This is a genomic window from Pseudomonas sp. TWR3-1-1 (assembly GCF_049896545.1).
GTDB classification, from domain to species: Bacteria; Pseudomonadota; Gammaproteobacteria; order Pseudomonadales; family Pseudomonadaceae; genus Aquipseudomonas; species Aquipseudomonas weihenstephanensis.
Window position 1 is genome coordinate 112560 of sequence record NZ_JAFCUO010000006.1, and the last position, 17181, is coordinate 129740.

Below are 17181 nucleotides of genomic sequence, written 5' to 3' on the forward strand. Positions count from 1 at the left end.
TTTTTTCAATACGTGCCGTAATTTGCTGACTTCACGGGTCAACAGGCTGCCCTTTTGGCCCAGGCAGCGGCGTTTAACGAGCCGCTCAACCAGCCTCGCAAGCCTTCAAGCCCGGGCATGCGAGCCTGCATCACAATTTGTCAGGTGGTTTTATGGACAGCATCAACAGCCGCATCGCCGAAGAACTTGGCGTGCGCCCGCAGCAGGTCGAAGCGGCCGTCGCTCTTCTGGATGAAGGTTCCACCGTTCCCTTCATCTCCCGTTACCGTAAAGAAGTGACCGGCAGCCTGGATGACACCCAACTTCGTCATCTGGAAGAACGCCTGCGCTACCTGCGTGAACTCGACGAACGGCGCATCAGCATCCTCGCCAGCATCGAAGAACAAGGCAAGTTGACGCCAGAACTGGCCCGTGACATCAAGCTGGCCGACACCAAAACCCGCCTTGAAGACTTGTACCTGCCGTACAAGCAAAAACGCCGCACCAAGGGCCAAATCGCCCTGGAAGCGGGCCTTGGCGAATTGGCTGACGGCCTGTTCAATAATCCAGACCTGAGCCCCGAGGCCGAAGCTGCCCGTTTCATCGACGCCGAAAAAGGCGTGGCAGACGTCAAGGCCGCCCTCGATGGCGCCAAATACATCCTCATGGAGCGCTTCGCAGAAGACGCCACCCTGCTGGACAAACTGCGCAGCTTTCTCAAACAAGAAGCCACCCTCAGTGCCCGCGTCATTGCCGGCAAAGAAGAGGAAGGCGCCAAGTTCCGCGATTATTTCGAACACGACGAACCGCTCAAAAGCATGCCGTCGCACCGCGCGCTGGCGATTTTTCGCGGTCGCAACGAAGGCATTCTCAGCTCTTCGCTTAAAGTCGGCGAAGAACTGCCGGGCAGCATGCACCCCGGCGAAATGATGATTGCCGAACGTTTCGGCCTGCAAAACCAGAACCGCCCGGCTGACAAATGGTTGAGCGAAGTGGTGCGCTGGACGTGGAAGGTCAAGCTTTATACCCACCTCGAAACCGACCTGCTGGGTGAGCTGCGCGACGGCGCCGAGACCGAAGCCATCAACGTGTTTGCGCACAACCTGCACGATTTGCTCCTGGCCGCACCGGCTGGCCCGCGTGCCACGCTGGGGCTGGACCCGGGCCTGCGCACCGGTTGCAAAATTGCCGTGGTCGATGCCACCGGCAAGTTGCTCGAATACGCCACCGTGTACCCGCATGTGCCGCACAACAAGTGGGACCAGACGATTTCGATCCTCGCGGCTCTGTGCGCCAAGCATTCGGTGGAACTGATCGCCATCGGTAACGGCACGGCCAGCCGCGAAAGCGACAAACTGATCATCGACCTGATCAAAAAATACCCGGCGCTGAAAGTCACCAAAGTCATGGTGTCCGAGGCTGGTGCATCGGTGTACTCGGCGTCCGAGCTAGCCGCCAAGGAATTCCCGGACCTGGACGTGTCGATCCGTGGCGCCGTGTCGATTGCGCGTCGCCTGCAAGACCCGCTGGCTGAACTGGTGAAAATCGACCCTAAATCCATTGGCGTAGGCCAATACCAGCACGACGTGTCCCAGCTCAAGCTGGCGCGCGGCCTGGATGCGGTGGTCGAAGACTGCGTAAACGCCGTGGGCGTGGACGTAAACACCGCTTCGGTGGCCCTGCTGGCCCGTATTTCCGGCTTAAACGCCACGTTGGCGCAAAACATCGTGAATCACCGCGATGAAAATGGCGCGTTTAAAACCCGTGCAGCACTGAAAAAAGTCAGCCGTCTGGGCGAAAAAACTTTCGAACAAGCTGCTGGTTTCTTACGTGTAATGAACGGTGACAACCCGTTGGACCGCTCGGCGGTTCACCCCGAAGCGTATCCACTGGTCAAACGTATCGCCGGCGACACCGAACGCGATATTCGCTCGCTGATCGGCGACGCAGGCTTTCTCAAACGTCTTGATCCAAAAAAATTCACTGACGAAACCTTTGGCTTGCCAACGGTCACCGACATCCTGCAAGAGCTGGAAAAACCGGGCCGCGATCCGCGTCCCGAGTTCAAGACCGCCGAGTTCCAGGAAGGCGTCGAAGACCTCAAGGACTTGCAGCTGGGCATGATGCTGGAAGGCGTGGTCACCAACGTGACCAACTTCGGTGCCTTCGTCGACATCGGCGTGCATCAGGACGGTTTGGTGCACATCTCGGCGCTGTCCGAGAAGTTCATCAAAGACCCGCGTGAAGCGGTGAAAGCCGGTGACGTGGTCAAGGTCAAAGTGATGGAAATCGACATCCCGCGCAAACGCGTGGGCCTGTCGATGCGCATGAGCGACACCCCCGGCGAGAAAATCGACGGCGCACGCGGCGCACGTCCGGGTTCCTCCGGGCGTCAGCCAAATACCGCGCCGCGTAAAGAAACCGTGACCGCGGCCCCTTCCAATAACGCGATGGCCTCGCTGTTCGCCAACGCCAAGCCGTTGAAGAAACGCTGATGCAGATCCCGACCGGGCTAACCCAAAGCGCTTTCAGTGAACTGATCGGCTGTCGCGTGGTGCAACTGGATGAAGGGCTGGCGCATGTCGCCCTGAGCCTGGAACCGCACCTGCGCAATCGTGGCGGCAAGCTGCATGGTGGGGTGATATTCAGCCTGGTCGATATCAGCATGGGGCTGGCCTGCTCCAGCGCCCAGGGTGACCAACAAAGCGTCACTCTGGAGTGCAAAATCAACTACATCCGGGCGGTGTCCGACGGCGAAGTGCTGTGTATCGCCAAGGTCATCCACCCCGGTCGTCGCACGCTGGTCGTCGAAGCTGACGTGCTGCAAGGCGACAAGCTGGTCGCAAAAGCACTAGGCACATTCGCTGTCCTGTAGCGGTTACCGGTCGATTTGAGTTAATTTCGGCACTGCATACGCGGTGCCGAAATGCGCCTGGAGCGCCTGGGGCCGAAACACGGACGGGGCTGAGCACTACTTTTTAAAGCCAGGCGACCACGCCGGCTTCAACTTCACCCTTGTAGACCGTCCTGACCACCCCCATATTGGGGCGACTGACGCGTGAAGGAATCCAACTTGAGCCAACTTCTCAACCGCCGCCTGGCTCTGCTCAGCGAGCGCGCTAACCTCACTCTGCTGGAGCAGTGTCTGCACGGGATCGAGCGCGAATGCTTGCGCGTCACCGGCGATGCCCGCCTGGCACAGACGCCGCACCCCGAAGAACTGGGTTCGGCCCTGACCAACGATCAAATCACCACCGACTATTCCGAGTCGCTGCTGGAGTTCATCACCCCGGCCCTGCCTGACCCGGCAGACACGCTGGCCAGCCTCGACAAGATTCACCGCTTTGCCTACAGCAAGCTCGGCAACGAGTTCCTGTGGAGCCCTTCGATGCCGTGCCCATTGCCGGCCGAAGCGGATATTCCGATTGCCTACTACGGCACCTCCAACATCGGACAGCTCAAGTACGTTTATCGCAAGGGCCTGGCCCTGCGTTACGGCAAAACCATGCAATGCATTGCCGGGATTCACTACAACTTCTCGCTGCCCGAGGCGTTGTGGCCGGTGCTCAAAGAGGCTGATGGCTTTGTGGGCACCGACCGCGATTACCAGTCCAGCGCTTACATCGCGCTGATTCGTAACTTTCGTCGTTACAACTGGTTGCTGATGTACCTGTTCGGCGCGTCACCGGCGCTGGACGCAGGCTTCTTGCGCGGCCGTGCGCACCAGTTGGAACAACTGGATGCCGACACGCTTTACCTGCCCTATGCCACCAGCCTGCGCATGAGCGACCTGGGTTACCAGAGCAATGCCCAAGCGGGCCTGACGCCCTGCTACAACGATCTCAACAGCTACACCGACAGCCTGCGTAAAGCTGTAGCCACGCCCTACGCACCGTACGTCGAAATCGGCACACATCAGGATGGCGAGTGGGTGCAGCTGAACACCAACATCTTGCAAATTGAAAACGAGTACTACTCCAACATCCGCCCAAAACGCGTGACCTACAGCGGCGAGCGCCCGATTCAGGCGCTGGTAGCCCGCGGTGTGCAATACGTTGAAGTGCGATTGCTGGACATCAACCCGTTCCTGCCGGTAGGCATTGATCTGCCCGAGGCACGCTTTCTGGACGCCTTCTTGCTGTACTGCGCGCTGCAAGAAAGCCCGCAGTTCAACAGCCCGGAATGCGGCAGTTGCACGTCCAACTTCATGAGTGTGGTCAAAGAAGGTCGCCGCCCGGGCCTGCAATTGCAGCGCGACGGCGAAGCGGTCGACATGAAGGCATGGGCAGCCGAATTGCTGGAGCAGATCGCGCCATTGGCCGCGTTGCTGGATCAAAGTCATGGTGGCGATGCGCACAGCAAAGCCCTGGACGAGCAATTGGCCAAAATCAAAGACGTGTCCCTGACCCCGTCGGCCAAAGTATTGGCCAGCATGATTGAGCGCAAAGAAAGCTTTGCCCAATTCTCCATGCGCCAAAGCCAGGCTCACGCCGAGTATTTCCGCAGTGAAGCACTGAGCCCGGAAGACCAGGCGGCATTCGAAGAAAAAGCCCGCACATCACTGCTCGAGCAAACTGAAATTGAGCAGACTGAAGAAGGCGATTTCGACCTGTTCGTAGCTTCCTACCAAGCCAGTATTTTGGCGATCAGTAACTAAGGCGGCGTGGCGGCCACAGGGGTTCCATCCGGGACGCTCTGTAGCCGCCGACAAGGCTTGCGTCGATCCGGCGCTTTACAGCGCCTTTTCAAAGATTTTGGAGTTGCGCTGGAAGTTGTAGAGCGACGCTCGCTCCCCCAAAACCACTCTTGCACACCCTGATAACTAATGATTTCACATTATATAACCCAGCAATAACGCGACCCAAAAAGTCCAACTCGCCTTTTATAAACATGCACCACCATACTTTTGTTCACCGCCTGCACCGGCACTATGACTTATGCCTTATCACGTTTAAACCTCAAAGAAAGCTCGCAGTTCATAGGTGCCTTTAGCGCATATCTAATTACCCATCTACCTCATTAGTTTAATTGCTTTAGTTATGCCCCTCCTCAGTCAACCCCATGACGACCAAACTTTTTTCAGCCCAGAAAGAAGTGATTAACTATGAAGAGGCCTTGGAGAAGCCATTGCAAACATCGTATACGGCGGTCGTATGGGTAACGATCAACCCGGTGATGGCTGGCGCTATCGTGGTCGGGGTTACCTCCAAATAACAGGAAAGGAAAATTATCGTTCGCTAGGCGAAGCGCTTGTCCTTGACTTAATTAATAGTCCACAGTGACTTGAAGATCCTGTGAATGCGGCACGATCAGCAGGTCATTATTGGTCATCCAGAGGTTTAAATGGGCTGATAGATTCAGGCGATTTTATGGGTGTCACGCAGGCAATTAATGGTGGTCAACAGGGTGCGGAAGATCGCCTGAACCGATATAACGCAGCGCTGAATGCACTGAATACTTTAAAATAGCGACTTATAATGATATCCATCGAAAGTGACTGGCAATTGACTCGTAAGTCGCTGTAAGTTATTTATTTGAACCACTCATCTTCGCAGCCGCTATTTTTCCTTCGGGCGTTAATATTGGATAAAGTTGCGCCCACGTCAAATTCCACTCTTTGTCGCAATCATTGCCGGTGGCAGGACTGCTGACGAGTAAGCCTTGCCTTGTAATGACCATTTCGTAAGTATCGTACGAGTCAAGAGCAGGGCAATTTTTTAAGTTGTCTGTGATAGCGTATAAAAGATTGGTCAGTTTTTTTGGAAGTTTGACAGTACCTGAATAAGGTGTCTTCCACAGATACTTGGTATTGACCCAGGCCCATGGATCAACTCTATCCCCTGTTTTTAAATCCCATGTGTGACTTGCCCAGGATACGCCTGACCTTCCAGTATTGACAGACCACTGATTAAAATTCAGGCTGAGATAATCAGAAGACCAAAATTGTGGCGTAATTGAAGTCTCGCTTGTTTCGATACTTCCATTGCTACCCAGAGAAGGTTTTAGCTCAAACTCAAACGCTTTAATTGTTTTTAGGGGGTGGATTAGTTCATAGATATCTTTATTTATTTTATCTGTTACAGCGTTTTTTTCGGTGAGAGAAAATAGCGGCACGCCATTTTTTTTATAGTAATTATAAACATGCCCTTGATACTCTATTGTCGGCATCGAACGTGAGGTCGCTAGTTTCCCGGCAAAAGCGACACTCGAGCAAGAATCGTACAATGCTGAATTATTTACTCTTTTAAGACTGACGACTTGTTCAGTTTTAGCCAAGGTATTTTCATAGCGCACAAGAAGATGAGTTACTGACCTCTTGGTACCGCTCAACGTTTCAATTTTTTTGTCTTTCGCGGAAAACACATCATCAATTGCGATGAGTCGAATAGGCGCATTAAACTCATCCGAATAATACACACCCTTTAACTCTTCGGATTCATTAAAGCAAACAGCGATACTAGCCCCCCTATACTCCCAGCCCACGCCCCTGACAACTCATTCAGCCCGGCATTAGCAGTCGCGCAGTAGAGCGATATTACGACAACCCCATATAAATTTTTCACGAGCCCTCCTTATATTTTTATACATTGTTGTACTGGCTTAGTATTTAAAGTTCACTTAGGGACGGACCTGTATTATGCCGAACAATGTGATTAATTCTCGTGTGCATTTTGAGGCAGGCTGGGTTATAGCGTTGCGGGCAGGCAAATGCGTTTTCAATCAAGTGCCGATTGAGGTAAAGCCCTCTGTCCAGATCTCCGTTGCCTAAAACTTCCTTTGGGGCTGGCCATATGATGCTTTCCTATGGGGAGAGCGTCGCACATTATCGGCATAACAAACTGAACGAAATCAGCCCAGTCCGGAGTTTGCGTAGGGCACTGGATTTATAGTCGAGTGCATTTTATAAAGCACGGGTTGAGATACACGCACGCAAAAGCGCAGCCTCCTACGCAAACTACGGCAATAGACCACTTCAGGGTTTAAACGTCGGCTTACTGTAGAACGCCGCTGAAATAAACAGCGGCCGGGCGGCCTGAGAAACCGAGAAAGAATAGCGACCTGAGCGACACCGCCCCCACGATAGATGGCGTTTTTATGTACCCGCTAACCGTGTTAGGCGGCTGTGCAAGGGAAGCATTTGGCCTGCCGGGGTAATTGACTATTTGTGCTTGCGAGCGTTTTAGGGAAGGCAGTTGATAGTTGCGATCTATATATCCGGTGCGCAGGCTTTACGACTGCTGCGCCACCGGACTCAGCCTCGTGCCTCGTCAGCGCCGACGAGGCTTGCGTCGATCCGACGCTTTACAGCGCCTTTTCAAAGATCTTGGAGTTGCGCTGGAAGTTATAGAGCGACGCTCGCGCCGCCGGTAAACGCTCGACGCTGCTCGGCTCGAAACCACGTTCGCGGAACCAGTGGGCCGTGCGCGTGGTTAATACGAACAGGGTTTTGAGGCCCTGTGCCCGCGCCCGTTGTTCGATGCGCTCAAGCAGTTCATCCCCCCGGCGGCCATGTCGGTATTCCGGGTTCACTGCCAGGCACGCCAGTTCGCCCGCGTCCGAGTCGGCAATCTGATACAGCGCCGCGCAGGCGATGATCATGCCTTCGCGCTCAACCACGCTGAACTGCTCAATCTCACGCTCCAGCACTTCGCGCGAACGACGCACCAAAATCCCCTGCTCTTCCAGCGGGCTGATCAGGTCGAGCAAGCCACCGACGTCTTCAATCGCCGCTTCGCGGATCTTTTCGAATTGCTCCTGCGCAACCAGCGTGCCACCACCGTTGCGGGTGAACAGTTCGGTCAGCAATGCGCCGTCTTCGGCGTAGCTGACGATGTGGCTGCGGGCTACGCCGCCACGGCAGGCTTCGGCGGCGGCTTCCAGCAGTTCGGCCTGGTAATCGCTGCCAAGGCGCAGCATGTGTGCAGGCACTTGTTGCGGGCGCAACTCACGCACCAGGTGACCGTCTTCGTCGAGCAAGCCCGGTTCGGCGCCGAACAACAGCAATTTGTCCGCACTCAAATCGATGGCCGCGCGCGTGGCCACGTCTTCGCAGGCCAAATTGAAAATCTCCCCGGTCGGCGAATACCCCAGGGGGGACAGCAGCACGATTGAGCGCTCGTCGAGCAGGCGATTAATGCCCTTGCGGTCCACGCGCCGCACTTCGCCGGTGTGGTGATAGTCCACGCCGTCAAGTACGCCAATCGGGCGCGCGGTCACCAAGTTGCCACTGGCCACCCGCAGACGCGAGCCTTGCATCGGCGAGGAGGCCATGTCCATCGACAGGCGCGCTTCGATGGCAATGCGTAAATGGCCTACGGCGTCGATCACACATTCCAGCGTCGGCGCATCCGTAATGCGCATGCCTTCGTGGTAATGCGGTGTCAGGCCACGGGCTTGCAGGCGGTGTTCGATTTGCGGGCGCGAGCCGTGAACCAGCACCAGCCGCACGCCCAGGCTGTGCAGCAGCACCAGGTCGTGAACGATGTTGCCGAAATTGGGGTGTTCAACGCCATCGCCAGGCAGCATGACGACAAAGGTGCAATCGCGGTGGGCATTGATGTAAGGGGACGCGTGACGTAGCCAGTTAACGTAATCGGGCATAACCGAAGCCTGTAGAAAAGTGAGTCGCCTAAAAAGGGCTGAACAGCAAACGCACAACGGGCTGGTAGTTATCGTCGAAACAGTGGCGACACGCGTGCTCTCCTTGTGTACGGGTTGGGCCTGCGGCGATTTACTGCGCCGGGGTCAGGCAATAGTGTTCGATCAACTGACTCAGTAGACGCACGGTCGGCTGCAAACGTGACATTTCAAGGTGTTCACCCGGCTGATGCGCGCAGGTGATGTCACCGGGGCCCAGCACAATGGTTTCACAGCCAAGGCGCTGAAGATAAGGCGCTTCGGTGGCAAACGCTACTGCTTGCGCGCGATGCCCGGTAAGGCGCTCGGCCACCCGCACCAGTTCGCAGTCTGCGTCTTGCTCGAACGGCGCAACACCCGCCGCAATCGGCGCGAAGTCAATGCTCACCTGATGCCGCTCGGCCAAAGGGTCAAGCTTGCTGCGGATAATCGCACGCAGGGCCTGCGGGTCCATCCCCGGCAAAGGTCGCAGGTCGAACTCCAGCGAACACTGGCCGCAAATACGGTTGGGGTTGTCGCCGCCGTGGATACAGCCAAAGTTGAGGGTCGGCTGCGGCACGCTGAACTGCGGGTTGCGGTATTCGTGCAGCCATTGCTGGCGCAGACTTTTAAGCTCGGTGATTGCATCGTGCATGGCGTCCAGCGCGCTGTGGCCCAGGCTGGGGTCGGAGGAGTGGCCGCTGCGCCCCAAAATGTCGATGCGCTCCATCATCACGCCTTTGTGCAGGCGGATCGGCTTGAGGCCCGTCGGCTCGCCAATCACTGCCGCCCGGCCCAGTGGCCGCCCCGCTTCGGCCAGTGCGCGGGCGCCGGCCATCGAGGTTTCTTCGTCGCAAGTGGCCAAAATCAGCAACGGCTGCTTGAACGGCTGGTCGAGCAACGGACGCACGGCTTCGATAATCAGCGCAAAGAAGCCTTTCATGTCGCAACTGCCCAAGCCAACCCAGCGGTTATCGACTTCGGTGAGCTTGAGCGGATCGGTCTGCCACAGGGCGTCATCGTATGGCACCGTGTCGCTGTGACCCGCCAGCACCAGACCGCCGGGACCGCTGCCATAACTGGCGAGCAGGTTAAATTTGCCGGGGCTGACTGGCTGGATGTCGCACTTGAACCCCAGGTCGCCCAGCCATGCCGCCAGTAAATCGATGACCGGGCGATTGCTCTGATCCAGATGAGCCTGGGTGCAACTGACGGACGGCGTGCTGATCAAGGCCGCGAATTGCTCTTTCATGGAAGGTATAGGCATGCGCTGACTTCCTGTTGGCGGGACGAGGCCCATCATAGAGCCATCTGCTTTGCAGAATAAACCCATGCGGGGCGCCCGGGCGGCGAGTCCTGTACACTGCACGGCCTTGGCAGCCACACCTTTCCCCGGCTGCGCACCGTTCCTGGATTTTCCGGCCATGCAGAAAGAAACCGAAATCAAACTCCGCGTCAGCCGCGAAACCCTCGCCGCCTTGCGCGAGCACCCCTTGCTGAAAAAACGCAACAAAAGTGGCTGGGAAAGCCGTGAGTTGCTCAATCAGTACTTCGACACCCCAGAGCGCGACCTGGCCAAGGCCAAGGTTGCCCTGCGCCTGCGCCGTGATGGTGAAGACGTCATTCAAACCCTCAAGACCCGCGGCGAAAGCGTTGCCGGGCTGTCGGTGCGCAATGAATACGACTGGCACCTGCCCAAAGCCAAACTCGACGTCAAAAAGCTCGACGGTGAATGCTGGCCTGAAGCGTTGGCCGAGCTGGACAAAAAGACCCTTAAACCGATTTTCACCACTGATTTCGTGCGCGAGCGCGCTGAAATCTCGTGGGGCCGCGGCAAAGCCAAAGTGGTGATCGAAGCCGCACTGGACTTGGGCCATGTGATTGCTGGCAAGCACAAAGAAGAAATCTGCGAACTGGAACTCGAACTGCGCGAAGGCGAGCCAGCTGCCCTGCTGGAACTGGCCGCCGAGCTGGCTGAAAAACTGGCGTTGATGCCGTGTGACATCAGCAAGGCTGAGCGCGGCTATCGCCTGTTCGATGCCAATAGCTACTCAGTCAACCTGCCAGCCCCTGAGCTGACACCCGAAACGCCACTGGACGACGCCTTTGCCGCACTGGCCTGGCACTTGCTGGCCAGCAGCCAGCGCCTGGCCGAGCAATACCGTTTCAATGGCCACTGGCGTCTGCTGCAAGATTGGGTGCAACAGTTGATCGACCTGCGCGCCCTGGTCAGCAGCCTCGGCCAGGCCGCGCCACGCCAATCCACCAGCGTGTTGCGCGCGTCCCTCGACGCACTGCTGGAAGACTGGCGCCCGCTGGTGCAAATCGGTCAGGACGACGAAGACGTGCGCAAAGCCGCACCGGAGCAGTTCCTTGAAGAACTCGAAGACCCGCGCTGGGGCCAGTTCTCGCTCAACACGTCGCGCTGGTTGATGGACCGCAGCTGGACCGTGGACCGTGGCACCACCCGTGGCAATCGTCAGGGTGCTGCACAACTGAGCAGCTGGTTGCCGCGCTTGCTGTCGGATGAAGCCATCGCATTGCGTCTGAACCGCTACCAGCAGCAGCCGGAAGACTTGGCCGAGCAACTGCCACGCATCGAGCGAATTCAGGCATGGCTGCGTCTGGCGCGAGGGGTGTTGGACATCGCCGAAGTTGACCGTCTGTACGGTGAGATGAACAAGTTGCAAGACTTGGCCAATCAACCCATCACAGAAGACGCTGAGGCCAACGATGCCTTGCTCGACGCCCGTAAGCACCAAGCCATCGCGGTCTACCAGAACCGCGCCTGGAAGACCTTGCTGCGCGGTTAAGGCCGCAACGTCGGGTTTTGTGAGCATGCCGAAGTTGGCGACGGCGACGTCCGAGGGCGAAGCCGTCGCCATGCTTTAAAACGCGGTATGGCCGGTAAAACACCTACATCGACCTACAACGGCTGCGCCGCCGGACGCAGCCTGCGGCACCTGCTACGAGGGTGGCGCAGGTAGCGACCAGGGTTTTACTCCTGCCCCCGCCAGATCAAGCGCGTCGTGTCATAGCCCTGCTGCTGAGCCTTGCTGAGCAGTTCATCGCGGGTTTGCTGGTCAATGGTCGGCTTGCGCGACAACAGCCACAGGTAGCGGCGATCGGGGTTGCCCACCAGCGCCGTGCTGTAGTTATCGCCCAGGTACAACACCCAGTAATCGCCTTTGGTCACGCCCGGCAATAGCGTCGACACCCAGTTATCAAACTCAACCCACAACTTGTCGGTCTTGCCCGGTACTTGTGGCGTCGCTGTGCCTTTGGCCTCCTCCCACTTGCCCTCTGCCGTGAGGCAACGGTTCAACACTGCCACGTTGCCATCGGGCTTGAGGCTGTAATGCGCTTGTGATTGCACACAGTTGCGCTGGAAGAACATCGGCAACCGTGCCTGCTCGTACCAAGTGCCCTGGTAACGTTTGAGATCAACGTTGTCGACCGTTTTGGGCGCCAGTGTGTCATCGCCAGAGCTGGCGCAACCGGCCAACACCAGCGAAGCGCCTAGACACGCTAAAAGACGTTTCATGGTGAACGCTCCTGCGATGGCTTATTTCAAGCCCTGGCCCGAGAACATCAACACTTTGTCACCGGCATATTGCACGCTGATAAAGCTGTTTTTATCGCCCCACGTGCAGCTCGACATGCCCAGCGCGCCAGAGCAATCGGTCGGGCTGCCCAGCAACTTTTCAACCTCGGCCTTGGGCATGCCCGCCGACAGTTTTGAATAGTTTTCCTGGTTGACCTTGCTGCAAGCTGCCAGCAACACACAAAACGACAACAACGCCAAAGAACGCAACTTCATGGACAAGCTCCTGAACGGGAAAGTCGGCATCGCTGCCTCAATGAGAGCTTAGAAGAGAAAAGCGTGACGGGGTTCCCGAAGGCACGGGGAGATTTGTTGAATGCAGATACGACGAGGGAATGCTGGCCCCCTGACGCTGCCAAAGGCTGCGAGGAGAATAGCGAAGGCATTTGAGAAAAGGGGGCCTTGGCCCCCCTTCGCAGCCTGCGCCAGCGACGGCGCGTTTGAGGCAGGGCTTACGCTTTGTGGTAAGCGGTGATGCGTGCCACTTCTTCTTTCGACCCCAGGAACACTGCTACACGCTGGTGCAGGCCTTCAGGCTGAATGTCGAGAATGCGCTGGTGGCCGTCCGTTGAAGCGCCGCCGGCCTGTTCAACCAGGAACGACATCGGATTGGCTTCGTACATCAAACGCAATTTGCCCGGCTTGGACGGCTCGCGGCTGTCGCGCGGGTACATGAACAGACCGCCACGGGTCAGGATACGGTGCACGTCAGCGACCATCGCGGCCACCCAGCGCATGTTGTAGTTCTTTTTCAGCGGGCCGTCTTCACCGGCCAGCAGCTCGCTGACGTAGCGCTGTACCGGGGCTTCCCAGTGACGCTGGTTGGACATGTTGATGGCGAATTCCTGCGTGCTTTCAGGAATGGTGATGTTTTCGTGGGTCAGCACGAAGCTGCCCATTTCGCGGTCCAGCGTGAAGCCTTTAACGCCATCGCCCAAGGTCAGTACCAGCATGGTTTGAGGGCCATAGATGGCATAACCGGCAGCCACTTGGGTGGTGCCCGGTTGCAGGAAGGCTTTCTCGCCCAGGTCGCCGTTTTCAGCCAGGTGGCCTTCCGGGCAACGCAACACGGAGAAGATCGTGCCGACCGGCGCGTTGATGTCGATGTTGGACGAGCCGTCCAGCGGGTCGAATACCAACAGGTACGCGCCTTTAGGGTATTTGCCAGGGATCTGGTAGGCGTTGTCCATTTCTTCGGACGCCATGCCGGCCAGGTGACCGCCCCATTCGTTGGCTTCGAGCAGGATTTCGTTGGAAATCACGTCGAGTTTTTTCTGCACCTCACCTTGCACGTTTTCGGTGCCCATGCTGCCCAGAACACCACCCAGGGCGCCTTTGGACACGGCGTGGTTGATCTCTTTGCAAGCACGCGCCACCACTTCGATGAGGAAACGCAAATCAGCAGGCGTGTTGTTGCTGCGGGTCTGCTCGATCAAATAGCGACTCAGGGTAACGCGGGACATGTAAGGCTCCGAACAAGGGGGAGGGGGCAAAAAACCCGCGCAGTTTAACGCGTGTTGCCGTGCAAATCTTCTAATCAGACTGATAACCGGCCGGGCGGGTTCAGTTGAGGCGCAAAAACAGGCGCTGGCGCCCCGTAGCAGCGGGCGCCGCGTCCGATTGCGAAGCGCTCGTAGATTCAGCGCCTGCGTTTAGCCGGACAAATACAAAGCGCTTTTTTACAACGGCTACGCCGTCGGACGCCGCCTGCGGCAGCGGCTACGGGGCGGTTATAGCGCCTTCCAAATGTCGGTGGCGTATTCACGAATGGTGCGGTCTGAGGAGAACCAGCCCATGCGCGCCGTGTTGAGCACTGCGGTACGCCACCACGCGTCTTTGTCGTGCCACAGCTGTTCGACGCGCATTTGTGCCTCCCAATAGGCATCGAAGTCTGCGCACACCAAAAAACGGTCGTAATCAATCAGCGAGTCAATCAGGCCGGTGTAGCGCGCCGGGTCATCGTGGGAAAACACGCCACCGCGTATGGCCTGCAACACATCATTGAGGCGGTGCGACGCCGCAATTTCAGCACTGGCGTTAAATTCGCCATTGCGCTTGCGTGCTTCGACTTGCTGCGCGCTAAGGCCGAAAATAAACATGTTTTCGGCCCCTACCCGCTCGCACATTTCAACGTTTGCGCCATCCATCGTGCCGATGGTCAACGCACCGTTAAGCCCGAACTTCATGTTGCTGGTGCCGGACGCTTCATAACCGGCGGTGGATATCTGCTCGGACAAGTCGGCCGCCGGGATGATGTTTTCGGCCAGGCTGACGTTGTAGTTGGGGATAAATACCACTTTGAGCAACCCGCGCACGGTGGGGTCGTTGTTCACTGTGCGGGCGATGTCGTTGGTCAGTTTGATGATCAATTTGGCCTGTTGATAACTGGCCGCGGCCTTGCCCGCGAAAATTTTCACCCGTGGCACCCAGCGGTTGCCCGGCTCGGCCCGAATCGCCTGATACAGCGCCACGGTGTGCAGCAAATTGAGCAATTGGCGCTTGTACTCATGGATGCGCTTGACCTGCACATCGAACATGGCCTCAGGGTTGACCACGATGGCGAGGCGCTCGTAAATCAAAGCGGCCAGGGTGCATTTGCTTTGCAGCCGTTGCTCTGCGAACTGCTGGCGAAAGTCGGCGCGCTCGGCAAATGGCTCCAGCTCAATCAGGTTGTGCTCCGGATCGTCCTGAATCTGCGGGCCCAGGGCCTCAACCAGCATCGCCGTCAGCGGCGGGTTGGACTGATACAGCCAGCGGCGAAAGGTGACGCCATTGGTTTTGTTGTTGATGCGATCGGGGTACAGCTTGTGCATTTCAGAGAACACAGTGCTGCGCATCAGTTGCGTGTGCAGCCCCGACACGCCGTTGACGCTGTGGCAGCCCAGGAACGCCAGGTTGCCCATGCGTACGCGACGGCCGTTGTCTTCTTCGATCAAAGACACGGCGCGCAGCACGTCAAAATCATGCACGCCCTTCTCACGCAGCGAATCAATGTGCAACCCGTTGATCAGGTAGATGATTTGCATGTGGCGCGGCAGCAACCGCTCCATCAGTCCTACCGGCCAGGTCTCCAGTGCCTCTGGCAGCAGGGTGTGATTGGTGTACGCCAGGGTTTGCACCGTGACATCCCAGGCCACGCTCCACTCCATGTCGTGCTCGTCGACCAGAATGCGCATCAGCTCGGCCACGGCGATGGAGGGGTGAGTGTCGTTGAGCTGGATGGCGACATGCTCGCCCAGGCTGAGCAATGTGAAGCCTTGATCGAGGTGGCGGCGGATCAAGTCTTTTAAAGAGGCCGCCACAAAGAAGTATTCCTGACGCAGGCGTAACTCCTGACCCGCCTCATTGCTGTCGGCCGGGTACAGAACCCGCGAAATGCTTTCGGCGCGCACCACTTCGGCCACCGCGCCCAAGTGATCGCCAGCGTTGAAGCGTTCGAGGTGCAATTCATGCACCGCCCTCGCCCGCCATAACCGCAAGGTGTTAACGCTGGCACCGCGCCACCCCACGACGGGGGTGTCATAGGCAATGGCGCGTACGGTTTCGCCAGGCCACCAGATTTGCCGCGAATGCCCTTGCTCGTCGACTTTGGTTTCAACCGCCCCACCAAAACCAATGGGGTACACCACTTCGGCGCGCTCGAACTCCCACGGGTTGCCGAAATCCAGCCAGTTCTCGGTTTGCTCCTGCTGCCAGCCATCGACAATGCTTTGGCGGAACAGCCCGTGCTCATAACGAATGCCATACCCGTGGGCCGCGACGCCCAGGGTTGCCATGCTTTCCATGAAACACGCCGCCAAACGCCCCAGCCCGCCATTGCCCAGCGCAGCGTCGGGTTCAAGCAGGCGGATCTGCTCAAGGTCGACACCCAGCTCGGTCAATGCTTCACGGGCGATGTCCAGCAGCCCGAGGTTGCTCAGGCTGTCGTAGAGCAACCGGCCGATCAGAAATTCCAGAGACAGGTAGTACACCCGCTTCTGACCCTTGCGATAAATCTGCCGCGTGTGGTCCATCCAGTGCTCGACCATGTGGTCGCGGGCGGCCAGCGCAATGGCTTCAAACCAGTCGTGGTCAAACGCGTGTTCAGGGTCCTTACCCACCGCGTACGTCAGTTTAGCCAGTACAGCAGCACGAAATGCCGCCACTTGTGCATCACAAACAAGCGGTTCCTGGGACATCGATACGACCTCAAGCGAGATGGAGCGATTTGGAGAACGAATGGAGTCAGCCTAGACGCTCTGACAAAAGGCGGCGGCTCAGGTTCGAGGTTTTTGCAGGTTTTTATGGTGCCCGCAGCGCGCAAATACGCCCTGAAAAGAGGCAGAACCCCCTGGCGAGCAAAAAACCGGCAAATGGTTGTTCAAATATTCATCAACCCCGGTATGATCGCGCGCCCTGTTACACGCTGGAATATAAGCCTGATGAAGTCCAACCTGATCGCCGCCGCGGAAATCGACCGTCTCGATACGTGGGCCAAATACACCGCGCCCATGTGCGGCTCCTGCATTTCCAGCTGCTGCACCCTGCCGGTTGAGGTCAATGTCAAAGACTTGATCCGCATCGGTCTGGTTGATGAGTTCGAACTCGGCGATCCGCCGAAGAACATCGCCAAGCGCCTGCAAAAAGAAGGGATTGTGGAACGTTTCAACCAGAAGTCGGGCATCTTCACGTTGCAGCGCATGAGCAACAACGATTGCCTGTACCTGGACCGCAAGTCGCGCATGTGCACCATCTACGACAAGCGCCCGGACACGTGCCGCAACCACCCGCGCATCGGTCCGCGTCCAGGGTACTGCGCGTATATTCCAAAGGCTGTCGAGCGCAAAAACAGCAGCGTTAAATTGATGGATTTCTGATTCAGTTCAGACCCTCACCTTCTCCCTTGAGAGAAGGCTGGGGTGAGAGGCTGCTGTAGACACAAATCCCGGACATAAAAAAACGCCCCCGACCGCAAGGTCGGGGGCGTTTTTGTAACCGCTAAC

General features: G+C 57.5%; 12 protein-coding genes. 5 read left to right on the forward strand and 7 right to left on the reverse strand.

The window, feature by feature from the left end; all coding sequences use genetic code 11:
• Positions 1-152 precede the first annotated feature (152 nt).
• From ACP7A4_RS14825 to gshA, 3 genes are all read left to right on the forward strand, one after another.
• On the forward strand, positions 153-2474 hold the full coding sequence (locus tag ACP7A4_RS14825; protein ID WP_426247617.1) for a Tex family protein: 2322 nt from the start codon (positions 153-155) through the stop codon (positions 2472-2474).
• Positions 2474-2854 carry a PaaI family thioesterase gene (locus ACP7A4_RS14830; protein WP_059761721.1) on the forward strand — a complete coding sequence of 127 codons (381 nt, stop codon included), beginning with the start codon at positions 2474-2476 and terminating at the stop codon, positions 2852-2854. Before ACP7A4_RS14825 ends, ACP7A4_RS14830 begins: the two co-directional genes overlap by 1 nt.
• Before the next feature lie 198 nt (positions 2855-3052).
• Positions 3053-4636, forward strand: coding sequence for a glutamate--cysteine ligase (gene gshA / locus ACP7A4_RS14835; RefSeq protein ID WP_059761722.1), 1584 nt, complete (start codon positions 3053-3055; stop codon positions 4634-4636).
• A gap of 869 nt (positions 4637-5505) precedes the next feature.
• Here the strand turns inward: gshA and ACP7A4_RS14840 are convergent.
• From ACP7A4_RS14840 to argE, 3 genes are all read right to left on the reverse strand, one after another.
• Complete coding sequence (locus ACP7A4_RS14840; protein WP_426247619.1) at positions 5506-6462, reverse strand: hypothetical protein; 957 nt, start codon at positions 6460-6462, stop codon at positions 5506-5508.
• Positions 6463-7281: 819 nt separating this feature from the next.
• Positions 7282-8580, reverse strand: a complete 1299-nt coding sequence (gene argA, locus ACP7A4_RS14845) for an amino-acid N-acetyltransferase (protein ID WP_048364602.1) — start codon at positions 8578-8580, stop codon at positions 7282-7284.
• Positions 8581-8710: 130 nt separating this feature from the next.
• Positions 8711-9862, reverse strand: a complete 1152-nt coding sequence (argE, locus tag ACP7A4_RS14850; RefSeq protein ID WP_059761724.1) for an acetylornithine deacetylase — start codon at positions 9860-9862, stop codon at positions 8711-8713.
• A gap of 157 nt (positions 9863-10019) precedes the next feature.
• On the opposite strand from argE, the gene ACP7A4_RS14855 reads away from it, so the two are divergent.
• Complete coding sequence (locus ACP7A4_RS14855; RefSeq protein ID WP_059761725.1) at positions 10020-11408, forward strand: inorganic triphosphatase; 1389 nt, start codon at positions 10020-10022, stop codon at positions 11406-11408.
• Positions 11409-11593: 185 nt separating this feature from the next.
• On the opposite strand, the gene ACP7A4_RS14860 is transcribed toward ACP7A4_RS14855, so the two are convergent.
• The 4 genes from ACP7A4_RS14860 to ACP7A4_RS14875 all read right to left on the reverse strand — a co-directional run bounded on the left by ACP7A4_RS14860 (position 11594) and on the right by ACP7A4_RS14875 (position 16377).
• Positions 11594-12139 carry a lipocalin family protein gene (locus ACP7A4_RS14860; protein WP_059761726.1) on the reverse strand — a complete coding sequence of 182 codons (546 nt, stop codon included), beginning with the start codon at positions 12137-12139 and terminating at the stop codon, positions 11594-11596.
• 21 nt (positions 12140-12160) lie between these two features.
• Positions 12161-12415, reverse strand: a complete 255-nt coding sequence (locus ACP7A4_RS14865; RefSeq protein WP_047272919.1) for a lipoprotein — start codon at positions 12413-12415, stop codon at positions 12161-12163.
• Between the two features lie 236 nt (positions 12416-12651).
• Positions 12652-13662: a class 1 fructose-bisphosphatase gene (locus ACP7A4_RS14870; RefSeq protein WP_048400681.1), complete on the reverse strand. Its 1011-nt coding sequence runs from the start codon at positions 13660-13662 to the stop codon at positions 12652-12654.
• Positions 13663-13929: 267 nt separating this feature from the next.
• Positions 13930-16377 carry a glycogen/starch/alpha-glucan phosphorylase gene (locus ACP7A4_RS14875; protein WP_059761727.1) on the reverse strand — a complete coding sequence of 816 codons (2448 nt, stop codon included), beginning with the start codon at positions 16375-16377 and terminating at the stop codon, positions 13930-13932.
• A 240-nt stretch (positions 16378-16617) separates the two neighbouring features.
• Between ACP7A4_RS14875 and ACP7A4_RS14880 the strand changes: the two genes are divergently transcribed.
• Complete coding sequence (locus ACP7A4_RS14880; RefSeq protein WP_426247740.1) at positions 16618-17055, forward strand: YkgJ family cysteine cluster protein; 438 nt, start codon at positions 16618-16620, stop codon at positions 17053-17055.
• Positions 17056-17181: the final 126 nt, after the last annotated feature.

Excerpts from the sequence above, each read along its gene's own strand:
- ACP7A4_RS14860 (WP_059761726.1), bottom strand. The coding sequence starts at position 12,139 with ATGAAACGTCTTTTAGCGTGTCTAGGCGCTTCGCTGGTGTTGGCCGGT.
- argA (WP_048364602.1), bottom strand. The coding sequence starts at position 8,580 with ATGCCCGATTACGTTAACTGGCTACGTCACGCGTCCCCTTACATCAAT.
- ACP7A4_RS14870 (WP_048400681.1), bottom strand. The coding sequence starts at position 13,662 with ATGTCCCGCGTTACCCTGAGTCGCTATTTGATCGAGCAGACCCGCAGC.
- ACP7A4_RS14865 (WP_047272919.1), bottom strand. The coding sequence starts at position 12,415 with ATGAAGTTGCGTTCTTTGGCGTTGTTGTCGTTTTGTGTGTTGCTGGCA.
- ACP7A4_RS14830 (WP_059761721.1), top strand. The coding sequence starts at position 2,474 with ATGCAGATCCCGACCGGGCTAACCCAAAGCGCTTTCAGTGAACTGATC.
- argE (WP_059761724.1), bottom strand. The coding sequence starts at position 9,862 with ATGCCTATACCTTCCATGAAAGAGCAATTCGCGGCCTTGATCAGCACG.
- ACP7A4_RS14855 (WP_059761725.1), top strand. The coding sequence starts at position 10,020 with ATGCAGAAAGAAACCGAAATCAAACTCCGCGTCAGCCGCGAAACCCTC.
- ACP7A4_RS14875 (WP_059761727.1), bottom strand. The coding sequence starts at position 16,377 with ATGTCCCAGGAACCGCTTGTTTGTGATGCACAAGTGGCGGCATTTCGT.
- ACP7A4_RS14825 (WP_426247617.1), top strand. The coding sequence starts at position 153 with ATGGACAGCATCAACAGCCGCATCGCCGAAGAACTTGGCGTGCGCCCG.